Source organism: Nocardia transvalensis, assembly GCF_015477765.1.
In the GTDB taxonomy this organism is placed as follows: Bacteria; Actinomycetota; Actinomycetes; order Mycobacteriales; family Mycobacteriaceae; genus Nocardia; species Nocardia transvalensis_A.
On sequence record NZ_JADLQQ010000004.1, the window covers coordinates 399256 to 411853 of the forward strand.

The 12598-nt window shown below is 66.9% G+C and carries 16 protein-coding genes and 2 tRNA genes; 4 read left to right on the forward strand and 14 right to left on the reverse strand.

What is annotated here, in order from left to right; genetic code table 11:
- Positions 1–2 precede the first annotated feature (2 nt).
- Positions 3–806, reverse strand: a complete 804-nt coding sequence (locus IU452_RS13550) for an SAM-dependent methyltransferase (RefSeq protein WP_195109349.1) — start codon at positions 804–806, stop codon at positions 3–5.
- A gap of 218 nt (positions 807–1024) precedes the next feature.
- Between IU452_RS13550 and IU452_RS13555 the strand changes: the two genes are divergently transcribed.
- Positions 1025–3625, forward strand: a complete 2601-nt coding sequence (locus IU452_RS13555; RefSeq protein WP_195109350.1) for a DNA translocase FtsK — start codon at positions 1025–1027, stop codon at positions 3623–3625.
- Between the two features lie 6 nt (positions 3626–3631).
- Here IU452_RS13555 and IU452_RS13560 read toward each other — a convergent pair whose 3' ends face one another.
- From IU452_RS13560 to IU452_RS13595, 8 genes are all read right to left on the reverse strand, one after another.
- On the reverse strand, positions 3632–4333 hold the full coding sequence (locus IU452_RS13560; protein WP_195109351.1) for a cupin domain-containing protein: 702 nt from the start codon (positions 4331–4333) through the stop codon (positions 3632–3634).
- 217 nt (positions 4334–4550) lie between these two features.
- Positions 4551–5405: an isocitrate lyase/PEP mutase family protein gene (locus IU452_RS13565; RefSeq protein ID WP_195109352.1), complete on the reverse strand. Its 855-nt coding sequence runs from the start codon at positions 5403–5405 to the stop codon at positions 4551–4553.
- A 241-nt stretch (positions 5406–5646) separates the two neighbouring features.
- Positions 5647–6297, reverse strand: coding sequence for an HD domain-containing protein (locus tag IU452_RS13570; RefSeq protein WP_228817516.1), 651 nt, complete (start codon positions 6295–6297; stop codon positions 5647–5649).
- 33 nt (positions 6298–6330) lie between these two features.
- Positions 6331–6777 carry a hypothetical protein gene (locus IU452_RS13575; protein WP_195109354.1) on the reverse strand — a complete coding sequence of 149 codons (447 nt, stop codon included), beginning with the start codon at positions 6775–6777 and terminating at the stop codon, positions 6331–6333.
- Between the two features lie 97 nt (positions 6778–6874).
- Positions 6875–7321 (reverse strand): MarR family winged helix-turn-helix transcriptional regulator, encoded by a 447-nt coding sequence (locus tag IU452_RS13580; protein WP_195109355.1) that lies wholly within the window; start codon positions 7319–7321, stop codon positions 6875–6877.
- 24 nt (positions 7322–7345) lie between these two features.
- Positions 7346–7840 (reverse strand): hypothetical protein, encoded by a 495-nt coding sequence (locus IU452_RS13585; protein WP_195109356.1) that lies wholly within the window; start codon positions 7838–7840, stop codon positions 7346–7348.
- Between the two features lie 89 nt (positions 7841–7929).
- Positions 7930–8364: a TIGR03668 family PPOX class F420-dependent oxidoreductase gene (locus tag IU452_RS13590; RefSeq protein WP_228817762.1), complete on the reverse strand. Its 435-nt coding sequence runs from the start codon at positions 8362–8364 to the stop codon at positions 7930–7932.
- Positions 8365–8384: 20 nt separating this feature from the next.
- Positions 8385–8801 carry a nuclear transport factor 2 family protein gene (locus IU452_RS13595; RefSeq protein ID WP_195109358.1) on the reverse strand — a complete coding sequence of 139 codons (417 nt, stop codon included), beginning with the start codon at positions 8799–8801 and terminating at the stop codon, positions 8385–8387.
- A gap of 104 nt (positions 8802–8905) precedes the next feature.
- Between IU452_RS13595 and IU452_RS13600 the strand changes: the two genes are divergently transcribed.
- Entirely contained in the window at positions 8906–9367 is a 462-nt protein-coding gene (locus tag IU452_RS13600) for a TetR/AcrR family transcriptional regulator (RefSeq protein WP_195109359.1), read from the forward strand.
- 10 nt (positions 9368–9377) lie between these two features.
- On the opposite strand, the gene IU452_RS13605 is transcribed toward IU452_RS13600, so the two are convergent.
- From IU452_RS13605 to IU452_RS13625, 5 genes are all read right to left on the reverse strand, one after another.
- A tRNA-Arg gene (locus tag IU452_RS13605) sits at positions 9378–9450 on the reverse strand.
- A 67-nt stretch (positions 9451–9517) separates the two neighbouring features.
- Positions 9518–9591 (reverse strand) — tRNA-Leu (locus IU452_RS13610).
- Positions 9592–9954: 363 nt separating this feature from the next.
- Complete coding sequence (locus IU452_RS13615) at positions 9955–10119, reverse strand: hypothetical protein (protein ID WP_195109360.1); 165 nt, start codon at positions 10117–10119, stop codon at positions 9955–9957.
- Between the two features lie 197 nt (positions 10120–10316).
- Entirely contained in the window at positions 10317–10601 is a 285-nt protein-coding gene (locus IU452_RS13620; RefSeq protein ID WP_195109361.1) for a YciI family protein, read from the reverse strand.
- A 26-nt stretch (positions 10602–10627) separates the two neighbouring features.
- Complete coding sequence (locus IU452_RS13625) at positions 10628–11170, reverse strand: amino-acid N-acetyltransferase (protein WP_195109362.1); 543 nt, start codon at positions 11168–11170, stop codon at positions 10628–10630.
- Between the two features lie 211 nt (positions 11171–11381).
- Here IU452_RS13625 and pgsA point away from each other — a divergent pair, with 211 nt between their 5' ends.
- Together pgsA and IU452_RS13635 are read left to right on the forward strand one after the other, a co-directional pair.
- Complete coding sequence (gene pgsA / locus IU452_RS13630; protein WP_416382311.1) at positions 11382–12044, forward strand: CDP-diacylglycerol--glycerol-3-phosphate 3-phosphatidyltransferase; 663 nt, start codon at positions 11382–11384, stop codon at positions 12042–12044.
- Positions 12041–12565, forward strand: coding sequence for a CinA family protein (locus tag IU452_RS13635; protein ID WP_195109363.1), 525 nt, complete (start codon positions 12041–12043; stop codon positions 12563–12565). The genes pgsA and IU452_RS13635 overlap by 4 nt, the downstream gene beginning before the upstream one ends.
- The last annotated feature ends 33 nt before the right edge of the window (positions 12566–12598 follow it).

Here is a 12598-nt window from a genome sequence, read left to right on the forward strand (position 1 = left end):
GGTCAGGACTTGCGGGCCAGGCCCGAGACGATCAGTTCCTCCCAGGTCGTGGTCTCGGGGGTCCGTCCGGTGTGGTCCGTGTCGGGGCGCCACAGGGCGCACGGGACCAGGCCGGGGTCGAGCAGCTCCAGGCCGGAGAACAGCTCGGCGATCTCGGAATCGCTGCGCCAGCGGCCACGGCCCCAGGTGCCCTGCAGTTTCTGCTCGGCCGCCGAGGTCTGCCCGTTGTATCCGGAGCGGAAATGCGAGATGTAGACCAGGCTGCCGGGGGCGATGCGGTCGGCCCAGAAACCCATGATGGCGGTCGGGTTCTCGTCGTCGTTGAGGAAGCCCAGCACCGCGCTGAACAACAGCCCGGCGGGTTCGCCGAAGTCGATCAGCCGCCGCGTGTCCGCGTTGTCGTAAATCGACAGCGGCTCCCGCACGTCGGCCTGGATCGCGCAGGTCCGCTCATCGGTGGCCATGGTCGCGCGGACGTGCGCGACCACGATCGGATCGTTGTCCACATACACCACGCGCGCGGCCGGATCCGCACGCTGGGCGATCTGGTGCACATTGTCGACGGTGGGCAGGCCGCAGCCGAAGTCGACGAACTGGCGCACCCCCGCGCGCGCGATCTCGCGAACGGCGCGCTCGACCGCTCGGCGGGCGGAGGTGGCGATGCGCACCGAGCCGGGGAGCACGTCCAGGAAATACTGGCCGATTTCCTGGTCGACGGCGTAGTAGTCGCGATCTCCGAGCAGATAGCTGTAGGTCCGGGCGATGCTCGGTTTCGCCTGGCCAGCCTTGACGTCTTCGTCGTTCATCGGAACCGCACCAGCGTGGGGGTGGGACATGCACATACATCGTAGGAGCGCGCACGGCACAGCGGTGCCCGCACGCGAATTTTGCTGGCTGAGCAGGCAAATAATCCCGGTGGGCGGTCGTTCGGCGTGGTTCCCGGCTCGGCGACAGCGACTGTGATATCGGTGGTGTGGGTGTTGCGGATGGTCTGAATGAGGCCGTTGCGGTTAGCCTGAGGGACATGGCAGGTAAGTCCCGCGGCACCACGACGTCCAGCACGCGGGCGGGATCGACCCGCGGGCGGGCTCCGGCGCGGTCTCGTTCCGGCGCTTCCCGGACGCGGTCGACGCCGCGCGGACGGGCCACCCCCGCGCGCCGTCCCGCTCGGCAGCGGTCGAACACCGCCCCGCTGGCGGTCTTCAGCCGCGGCATCGGCAACGGCTGGAATATGCTCGCCCGCGGCGTGGGCGCCACCACGCGCACCCTGAGCCGCGCCGGGGAGATCGAACACGGGCATCGGCGCGACGGAATCGCCTTGGTGCTCATCGCGTTCAGCGTCATCATCGCCGCCGCGGTGTGGTTGTCGGCGGGTGGTCCCGTCGGGCACTGGGTCGATACCGCCGTGCGGTGGGTCTCCGGATCCGCATCGGGCGCTCTCCCGTTCGTGGCCACGGGCATTGCGGTAATCCTCATGCGCACCGAACCACACCCGGAGATCCGGCCCCGGCTGGTGCTGGGCGGGCTGCTGCTCGGATTGCCGGCGCTGGGGCTGTGGCATATCGCCGCGGGCGCGCCGACCGATCAGCACGGCCGGGCCCATGCGGCCGGTTTCGCGGGATATGTGGTGGGCGGACCGCTGCGGGACGGCCTGACCTCCTGGCTCGCGGTCCCGCTGTTGCTGCTGGCCATGGTGTTCGGCCTGCTGCTGGTGACCGGCACCACCGTGCGGGAGGTGCCCGAGCGGCTGCGGCACCTGTTCGGCACCGGGAGCGGCGGCGACGAATACGACTCCTACGATGGGCAATACGGCCTCTACGGCCCGGAAAGCTATGACGCGGACGGCTTCCCGGTGCATCGGAAGTCCTCGCGCCGCAAAGGCCGCACCCCACAGGAGAATTACCCGACCGACGAATTCGGCGGTTCCGACGCGGTGACCGAGGTGATCGGCGAGCCGCCGCTGCGCGATGCCAAGGAGATCGCCGCGGAGACGGAAAAGGCCACTCCCGCACCCCCGCCGAAGGCGAAACCCAAGAAGGCGCCCAAGGTCGTCGACCAGACACCCGAACCGCCCGCTCCGCAGCAGTTGGAGTTCGTCACCGAACGTCAGGTCGAGGGTGACTATCAGCTGCCGTCGCTGTCGCTGCTAGTCGACGGCGAGCCTCCCAAGAAGCGCAGCGCCGCCAATGAATCCATGATCGAGGCGATCACGGAAGTGCTCGTCCAGTTCAAGATCGACGCCGCGGTCACCGGTTTCGTCCGCGGCCCGACGGTCACCCGCTACGAGGTGGAACTCGGGCCCGGCGTGAAGGTCGAGAAGATCACCGCACTGGCCCGCAATATCGCCTACGCGGTGGCGACGGAGAATGTGCGGCTGCTGGCACCGATCCCCGGCAAGTCCGCCGTGGGTATCGAGGTGCCCAATGCCGATCGCGAACTGGTCCGGCTGGCCGATGTGCTCAAGGCGCCCTCGACGCGAAACGACCACCACCCCTTGGTGATCGGGCTCGGCAAGAACATCGAGGGCGAGTATTTGGCGGCGAATCTGGCCAAGATGCCGCATCTTCTGGTAGCCGGTTCGACAGGGTCGGGTAAGTCGAGTTTCGTGAACTCGATGCTGGTGTCGTTGCTGCATCGCGCGACTCCCGATGAGGTGCGGATGATCCTCATCGATCCGAAGATGGTGGAACTGACTCCCTACGAGGGCATTCCGCACCTGATCACGCCCATCATCACCCAGCCGAAGAAGGCCGCCGCCGCGCTGGCCTGGCTGGTGGAGGAGATGGAGCAGCGCTATCAGGACATGCAGGCCAGCAAGGTCCGCCACATCGACGACTTCAACAAGAAGGTGAGATCGGGCCAGATCACCGCGCCGCTGGGCAGCGAGCGGGTGTACCGGCCCTACCCCTACATCCTCGCCATCGTCGACGAGCTGGCCGATCTGATGATGACCGCGCCGCGCGACGTCGAGGACGCGATCGTGCGCATCACCCAGAAGGCCCGTGCCGCGGGCATTCATCTGGTGCTGGCGACCCAGCGGCCCTCGGTGGACGTGGTGACCGGCCTGATCAAGACCAATGTGCCCTCCCGCCTGGCCTTCGCCACCTCGTCGCTGACCGACTCCCGCGTCATCCTGGACCAGCCGGGCGCGGAGAAGCTGATCGGCATGGGCGACGGGCTGTTCCTGCCGATGGGTGCGTCCAAACCCACCCGCTTGCAGGGCGCGTTCATCTCCGACGAGGAGATCGCGCGGGTCGTCGAATTCACCAAGAATCAGGCCGAGCCGGAGTACGAGGAGGGCGTCACCGCCGCAAAGGCCGGTGAGCAGAAGGATATCGATCCGGATATCGGCGACGATCTGGATCTGCTGCTGCAGGCGGTGGAGCTGGTGGTGACCTCGCAGTTCGGCTCCACCTCGATGCTGCAGCGCAAACTGCGCGTCGGCTTCGCCAAGGCCGGACGCCTGATGGATCTCATGGAGACCCGCGGAATCGTCGGGCCCAGTGAGGGTTCCAAGGCCCGCGATGTGCTGGTGAAACCCGATAAGCTGCCGGGTGTGCTGTATTCGATCCGCGGCGGTGGGGGCGACGAGCCGCCGCCCGACGGCGAGGACGGCGCGCTGTAGTTCCTGTTATCGGCGGCGGCCGATCACGATCGGTTCGATCTCGGCCGGGATGGGAGCGAACGTGGATTCCGGTACTCCGAACGCGGCGGCGAGCACGTCGCGCGGCATGGCGTTCAACGACGCCACGATGCCGATGTCGTCGTAGGGCTCCCCGGCGCTCGAATTGAAGATCACCAGCACGTCCAGCGGCGCATCGCTGCGAGCGTTCTCGAAGTAGTGCAGGTGACCCTGCGGGGCGAAGACCAGATCGCCCTGCTCGGCCTCGAAGGTGGTGGTGTGGTACCGCCCGTCGGGGTGGGTGCCGAGGATGGTCCACTTCGACTTGCCGGAGATGACGAAGTTCAGCTCCCAGGCCGTGGGATGCCAATGCGGCTCGCGGAATCCGCCCACCTCCAGGCGCACGAAATACACCGCGCCACGCTGTCCGCGCAGAATCGGGAACGTATTTTCGTTGGCACCCTGCAGATATCCGCCGTCGTAGGTCGACTTCTGCGCGGCGGTGAGTTTGAACAGGTGCGACGACTGGTCGAGGTGGGTCTCCATATCGCCCTCGGACGGCATGGGGGCGGGCTCGGCCGAACCTGCCTTCGCTCCGATCAATCCACCACCGACCGCGGCCGCGGCGACCGCGGCACCGCCGCCCAGGACGAGGCGGCGATCAATACCTTTGCCGTGCCCGTCCTGGTGCTCAGTCGAATCTTCCGGCATCGGGGCCCTTTCTCTGCGCCGGTATTTCATCGGCCGACAACAGCCCGAGCCTACCTCTGTCATGCCGCAGAGCGCGGTAGGCAGCGAGGCGCGCGATTATTGTCGCAGTGCCCCGGAACGGTGGTCCCGGGGCACTGCGCGCGATACCGATCGTCGCAACCGGTCGACATTCAGGGGCCAATGCCGATCGGCCGGAACCGCGACGCCGGTAGGCGATTCACGCGGCGAGCTTGACCTGGCGATGGCGCGCCATATTGCGTTCCAGCAGCGAGAGCGACGCTGCTACACCGATACTGGAATCACCGAATTCCGGCAGCCGACCGTCGTTGGCACGCAATTCCACCAGTGCGTCGGTGATCGCCGTATGCGCGGCGAACAGACACGGCGTGGAGTAGATCGCGACGTTGACGCCGAGATCCTGCAGTTCGGGTAGTGACAGTCGCGGGGACAGGCCCCCGGCGATCTGGTTGAACAGCAGCGGCTTGTCGCCGATCACCTTGCGTACTTTGCGAATCCAGTCGATGCTGCGGACACCGTCGACCAGCAGCACGTCGGCGTCGGTATCGGCCAGGGCGGCGGCGCGATACAGGATGTCGGACTCCTCGGTGGCGTCCGTGCGCGCCACGACGACCAGATCGGATCTGGTCTCGAGCACCAGATTCAGCTTCTCCAGATACTCGTTCAGGGGAAGGATTTGCTTACCGGAGACGTGCCCACAGCGCCGGGGCCGCTTCTGGTCCTCGAGGATGACACCCGAGGCGCCGATGCTTTCGAGATGCGTGATCACATGGCAGGCGACCTCGGGATCGACATAGCCATCGTCTATATCTATCAGCAGGTGCTGGTGCGGGAAGGCCAGCCGGAGCCGCTGCACGAAGTGGACGACGTCCGGCCAGGCGATGAATCCGATGTCGGGCAGGCCGTAGTGGGAGGCCGCAAATCCGAAGCCGGACACGAACATGCCGTTGAAATGTTGGGAGGCCAGCGATGCGGAATACATATCGTAGATTCCGATGAGTGGCGTGATGTTGTCGTGATGGATGTCGTTGCGAAGGGCTCTTCCGTAACTCATGGTACTCACCTGGGAGATTCTTGAATTCAGGTAGGCGCCGGCGCCAGCGCACCTGCATTCGGTTCGGAACAACCGGCCCAAACGGGCCGGTTGCCCGAAACTAACAGTTACATCAGTCCAGGTCAACGAGTTGTATGCAGTTCGATCGAAAGCTTGACAATGGCGGAGGACGGGCAGATACTTCCAGATGGAAATATGAAACGCGCCATTTCCAAAAGTCTTCGGTGAACGTCTTTTACGGTCAGTCGCCCCATCCGTTGGCGGAGATCGTGTCCCAGGTCGGATAGGGCGATTCGGGGTGGCGTTGGCGCACGATCTCGCCGGGCAGCGATCCGGGGGGTGCCTTGTGGAGGTTGGTGATGGCTTGGGCTGCAATGGATTCGGTGAGAGCGCGCGTGCCGCCGAGGCGCGGATAGGCCGCGTGGACCAGATCGGCATAGCCGGGCGGCAGGTCGCCCGGCCCGCCCATGACGTCGATGCCGATCCCGTCGACGGCGATCCAGATCTCCGCCGGTCGCCGCCGCCGATAGACCGGTGAGCCGCTGAGCCCCGTGGTGTGTGCGGCGATGGCGTCCCAGACGATGTCGACCCGATCGTCGGTGACCCCGCGCTCCTCCAGGAAGGTGGCGGCGTAGTCGGCGCCGTCCATTTCGAATCGCTGATTGCCGTTGGCCCGATCCGACAGCCCGATATCGTGCAGGGCGCAGATGAGGAACATGGTTTCGTCGTCGTAGTCCACCCCGGGCCGCAGCCCGTGACCGCGAGCGACGGCCAGGCCGAAGAGGTAGCCGCGAATACTGTGGTGGCGCAGATGATCCGGCAATGCCTCGGTGAGCAATCGGTGCGCCGCGGTCGCCAGCGGCGTCTCGGGCAGCGAGATCGTCTCCGTCATCGGAACTCCTTGATGTAGTTGTTGTTTCATGCCTCAGGCGGACGAGCCGGGGCGGACGATCATGAGCACCACGACGATCAGCCACAGCGTGTTGTAGATCCCGGCCAGCATGCCCAGCGATCGCAGCCGTCGGCCCTCGTCGGGGGAGTCGAGGGCCTGGCGCTGCATCGGGTGGATGATCGTGGTGATGATGCCGGCGGCGCATGCGGTGAGGGCGATCGCGAGGGTTATCCAGATCTCGCCCATCCGCCCCTGGACGAATGCCAGGGCGATGCCGACCACCGGAACGATCAGGCCGAGCATGGCGTAGGTGCCGGTGATGCGATGCAGGGCGGCCGCGACGGCGCGATTGCGCTCGGGCCCTGGATCGGCTCCCTCGGCCAGCGGGGCGTAGCGGGGAAACAGGCTGGTGGCGACGGCCGAGCCGCCGACGAAAACGATCGCCGCCACCACATGAATCGACAGCAGGAGATTGCGCACGGACAGCTCCCTTCCTTCAGGTGAGCTGAAGCCTAGCAATATCCTTCAACTAGTCTGAAGGATGTGCGCGATGCCACATCGATTGGGCGCGTTGGTATCAGGACGTGGGCTCGCCGGAGAAGGCGTCGAGTACGGCGGAGCCGATCTGCCGGAGAATGGGATCGGCCTCGGGGCCGAACAGCCGCTGGTCGACCTCCGCCACCACCTCCTCGGCCGCCTGCAGCAGCCGAACGCCCTTGGGGGTGAGCTCGATCGTCGACGCCGATCCCGCGCGGGCCGTCCGGTCGCGGACCAGCCCCGCACCGACCAGCGCCTTCACCGCGGTGTGGACGCTCTGCACGCTGATGCGCGACATGCGTGCCAGATCGCTGAACGACGCGCCCGGCACGCCGGAGATGTGACCGAGCAGGCCGAGCCGCCCGACCGTCAGATCCAAGGGGGCGAGCGCCGCATTCAGCTCTGCCTCCGTGCGCTTGGCCAGGGTCAGTACCAGGATCGAGGGACTGGTCAGCGGCGGGGTGCGGCGGTCGTTCTCGGTACTCACCGCTTCAGTCTCGCGCACCCGCGTTCACCAGCGCAGGTTGGTCCCGGAGGCGAACTGGAAGCCGTGGCCGGTGGTGTCGTCCACGCACAGCACGGCCGAGGGGCGGGACGTGCAGGTGAAATTGGTGACGGTGAGGCTGGTTTCGTAGGGCAGGGTGTGGTCCGGCGTTGCGGCGGTGAAGGTTCCCTCCGGTGCGCACACCAGGCGGGTCTGGCCGTCGGTGAAAACCATGGCGGCTCGCGATGGCGCGCCGAGACGTGCTGTGGGACAACCGGTTCGATCGCGTTCGGCAATGCCCAGTCGCTGGCAGCCTGCGGTCGCGGGCGGGTCGCCCTGCGGGGTGTCGCGAATTCCGCAGCCGATCTCGCCGTCCGGGGTGGTGAAGAAGTAACCGTCGTCCTGCCGGTACGCCGCGGGATCGACGGTCGCCGCGGCAACCGGGGACGCCGACACCGCGGTGCCGCTCAGGATGCCCAGCCCGGACGCAGCCACGGCACCGGCGAGGATATGAGCGCGCATGTGATTCCCCTTCTCTCGATCGACCCCTGCATTGCCCGCCGAGCCTACCGGTGCGCGCGAAGATCCAGTGAATTGCGCGCCGCTACCCCCTATGTGGAGGAGGACCAGCCGCGTATGGCGTCGACGTCGATCCGGATCACCGGCCCCTGTGGCGAATTCGCCTGGTACTGCGGGTATTTCGCGATGAGCCAGTCGATCGCCGCCCCGCGGTCCACGCCGTCGGTGAGAATCCGGGCCGTGCCGTCCAGCCGGACCCACCACAGCCGCTCCCAATCCTCGTCGTAGGCGTCGGCAAGGATGGAGACGCGGTCGTTCGCGGCAATATTGCGCAGCCGCCGCAGATTTGTGGTGGTTTTGGGTTTGTGATCGATCGCGGTCACGACGACAGGATGTCCGGTATCGGGCGAATCCGGTGCTATCGCAAAGGTCACCGGCACGAGATGCGGTTGCCCGGCCGCGCCGACGGTGGCGAGCCTGGCGACGCGGGCCGCCCGGAATCGCGCCACCGCCGTCGCTTCGTCCAACCGCACAGGGCTAGCCTCGCTCACGCATCGGCGGCCTCGCGCTGCAGTTGCTCCGTGGCCTCCTGCTTGATGCGCTCGAACTGGGCGCCCATGGCCTCGGACAGGGCGGTGGCCGCCGAGAGCGGGCGAACCATCACCGTCAGGTCGTCGACCTTGCCGTCGTCGTTCAGATGGATCAAATCGCAACCGGTGACCTTCTTCCCGGCGACGGTGGCCTCGAAGACCAGTGCGGTATCGCGGCCGTTCGGGTCGCCGATCTCACGCAGGTACCGGAAGTCCTCGAACACCCGCAACACCGCGCGCAGGAATGCCGCGGTAATGGCCTTCCCCGGATACGGTTTGAACGCTACGGGGCTGGTGAACACCACATCATCGGCCAGCAGCGCCTCGATCGCCGCCGGATCCCCCGATTCCACGGCTTCCCGGAACGGATGCATCTCGCCACCTCACATATGCAACTAGTTGAGTAAGGGTGCTGCGATCCTATCCCGTCATTCCGGCGAAAAGCACGCCGGAACGACGGGATGGGTGGAACGCGCCGATGACGGGATTGAAGGCGCTGGCCGATGCGGCCCTGCGGCTGTTCCTGGAGCGTGGCTACGGCGCGGTGAGCCTGAAGGAGATCGCCGAAGCGGCCGACGTCTCGGTGCCCACGTTGTTCGCGCACTTCCCGGACGGCAAGGTGTCGCTGGTCTTCGATATGGACGCCGAACGGGAACAGGCGCTGGTGGCCGCGGTCCGCGACCGGGCGCCCGGTACGACCGCGCTGCAGGGTTTGCGAGACGCCTATCTGAACGGGCCGCGTGTCACCGATACCGCGCAAATGCCGGAATTCATGCGGCTGATCGAGGAAACTCCGGCGCTGAGCAGCTATTTCCGGCACATGTGGGAGCGGCACGAAGGCGCCTTGGCTCGTGCCATCGCCGAAGATGCGGGACTGGCACCGGGGCCGAACTCGCCCGCATCTTCGATCTACTCGAACACAGTTGGGGCACACTGCTGAAGCGGTGACGTGTGCCCGGGAAGATTCGAACTTCCGGCCTCCTCGTTCGTAGCGAGGCACTCTGTCCCCTGAGCTACGGGCACGTGACCCGCGCCGGGCGTCGACGGTGACACCCACTCGGCGCTGAGGTGCGCGGGTCGGAAAAGTCGGTTCCCTCGGCGAGATTCGAACTCGCACCGACCGGTACCTAACACCGGTGCCTCTTCCAATTGGGCTACGAGGGAGTGTGTGAACACGTCCGCGGAGACGAAAAAGGGCCGCTCCGTGGTGAACTGGTGGGAGCGGCCCTCAGGGATGGTCCGAACGGAAGTCAGACCACGGGGCCGCAATGGACGTAGGCCCATCGGACGCGGAATACCGGTAGCGCGACGCACACGAGCCGTGTGATCATTTGCCGCTCCTTTCCGGTAGGTCCGATGTCGTGTTTCGACGATAGCACCGCGAAATTCGATGCGAAACCGAATTTCTCGCTGCCGGGGTCACTCCCGGTGGAAGAGCCGGCCGCGGAAAATCGGTGGCAGAGCTGGGTCCCGGGGCGGCGTCATGAACCGCATGTTCAGGGAGAGGTTCCCCTCATGGTCAAGCAGTCAGCCGGGTAGTTTGCCGAGCAGCCAGCTGCCGACACCTTCCGGATTCTCGTCGAAGTAATAGTCGTGGATGGCTTGGAGCAGATCGTCGGTGGTGACGAAGCCGTCGCCGTCGGTGTCGAGCCTGCGGTGGATTTCGCGGGCCTCGTCGGCAGGCAGGTGCATGAGTGCCCCCCGTCCAGCGGACGTGCTGCAGTTGCAGCAATTGTTGCGCGGCAGGCGAATCCGGTCGTGACATCGTCGGCTCCGTAGCCCGTTGGCCACCAACGGAATTCTCCGCTGATCGCGACCGCGCCACGCCACGAATCCCGATTCCCGGACCCGACCGGAACGTGCTGTTCCAGCAGAGGCCGGCCGCCCCGCTACTCGGCGAAGGCGCCCAGGACCGGCTGCCACTCCACGACACGCACGGCGTCGATCAGTCCCTGCTGAGCGAACGGATCCTGGGCGAGCAGTTTCTCCATCGCGTCGGCGTCGTCGGCGCGGAACAGGATCAGCGCGCCCGAGCCGTCCGGGTAGGGGCCGCTGGTCAGCACGACCCCCTGGTCGACCAGGCCCGACAGCCACGCCCGGTGTTCGGGACGGTGCTCGTCGCGGCCGGGGACGGTGGCCTCGGAGTAGGTGTAGTGGACGGCGAACAGCGGCACGTGCAACTCCTGCGGAAATCCGGAAATCAGAGGGTCAGCAGCATTCGAGTATTGCCGAGGGTGTTCGGTTTGACATAACTCAGGTCCAGGAACTCGGCGACACCGGTGTCGTAGGACCGGCACATCTCGGCGAACACCTCCGCGGTCACCGGCGTGCCCTCGATCTCGACGAAGCCGTGCCGGCTGAAGAACTCCACCTCGAAGGTGAGCACGAACAGCCGCCGCAGCTCCAGTTCGCGCGCGGTGGCGACGAGCCGGTCCACCATCAGCCGCCCGATACCCTTGCCCTTCACCTCGGGGTGCACGGCCACCGTGCGCACCTCGCCCAGATCCGCCCACAGCACGTGCAGCGCCCCGCAGCCGATCAGCCGCCCGTCCATTTCGGCGACCCAGAATTCCTGCACCGACTCGTACAGCGTGACCAGGTTCTTCTCCAGCAGGATCTTGCCCGCGTACATGTCCACGAGGGCCTTGATCTCCGGCACATCGGAGGTCCGGGCACGTCGGACGATCGGGGTGCCCGCTGCCGCGCCGCCGATCGAATCCGTGTGTGGTGCCCGTGTTGTCATGGGGTGCACAGTAGTCGGCCCCGGTACCGATAGTCTGGTGGAGTGCCGCACACCCAGCCCGCCCGATCGCCCGACGCTGTGCGTGTCCGCGGTGGCCGTGTGCGCCTCGCTCTCGGGAGCGGTGGGGGGTGCCGGTGAGCGAGCTTGCGAGCGAACCAACGACACTGCGCGCTTCGCGCACGGCGCCGACGAGCGCCAGCGAGGAGGTGCCGTGAGCGTGCAGAGCGACGATATGGATCGCGCCTGGGTCGAGGCCGCGCGAGCGCGAGCGAATCTCGTATCCGCGCAGTCGGCGCGCATGGTGGAGCCGTCGGCGGTCCCGCTGATGAATATCGCCAATATCCTGACCGTGGCGCGGATTCTGATCGTGCCGCTGTTCCTGCTGGCACTGTTCGCCGCGGGCGGGCACGACACGGGCTGGCGGTTCGCGGCGACCGCGCTGTTCGCGGTGGCGGCCATCACCGACCGCATCGACGGGCAGCTGGCCCGCAAGTACGGCCTGGTCACCGATTTCGGCAAGCTCGCCGACCCGATCGCCGACAAGGCGCTGATCGGTGCCGCCCTGATCGGCCTGTCGATCCTGGGCGATCTGGCCTGGTGGATCACGCTGGTGATCTGTGCGCGCGAGATCGGGGTGACGCTGCTGCGGTTGGCGGTGGTGCGCCGCGGGGTGATACCCGCCGGGCGCGGCGGCAAGCTGAAGACCTTGATGCAGTCGCTGGCGATCGGGGTTCTGCTGTTGCCGCTGTCCGGCGTATTCGCCGCCGCGGGCATGGCCCTGATGTATGTGGCCCTGCTGCTCACGGTGGCCACCGGCCTGGACTACGTCGTCCAGGCGGCCCGCCTCTGGTCCGGCCCGGTCAAGCGTTCATGACCGATCCCCTGCTCGAGGACGTGCCCGCGGTGGAGCTCGTGCGGATGCTGCGGGCCTCGGGACAGACCGTCGCGACCGCGGAATCGCTGACCGCGGGCCTGCTGTCGGCGACCATCGCGGGGGTGCCCGGCGCGAGTGTGGTGCTGCGCGGAGGACTGATCGTCTACGCCACCGATCTCAAGCAGACCCTCGCCGGAGTGAGCGAACACACACTGGCCGCCGACGGCCCGGTGTCGGCGAGCACCGCCGAGCAGCTGGCGGTCGGGGCGCGCACGGTCTGCGCCGCGGACTGGGGGATCGGTCTGACCGGTGTCGCGGGCCCGCAATCGCAGGACGGTCACCCGGTCGGCACGGTCTACCTGGGCCTGTCCGGCCCGGCGAGCACCGAGGTGATGCGGTTGAAACTGGCGGGAGACCGGTGGACGATCAGGAAGGGAGCGGTCCGCGCGGCCGTCACCGAACTGGTCCGCAGCCTCGGCTGTGAGCGTGGCCCGGTCGGGAACCAACCGGGCGGCGTGTGACGTTGTCATGGCAGACACTCGGTCCGGCGAGGA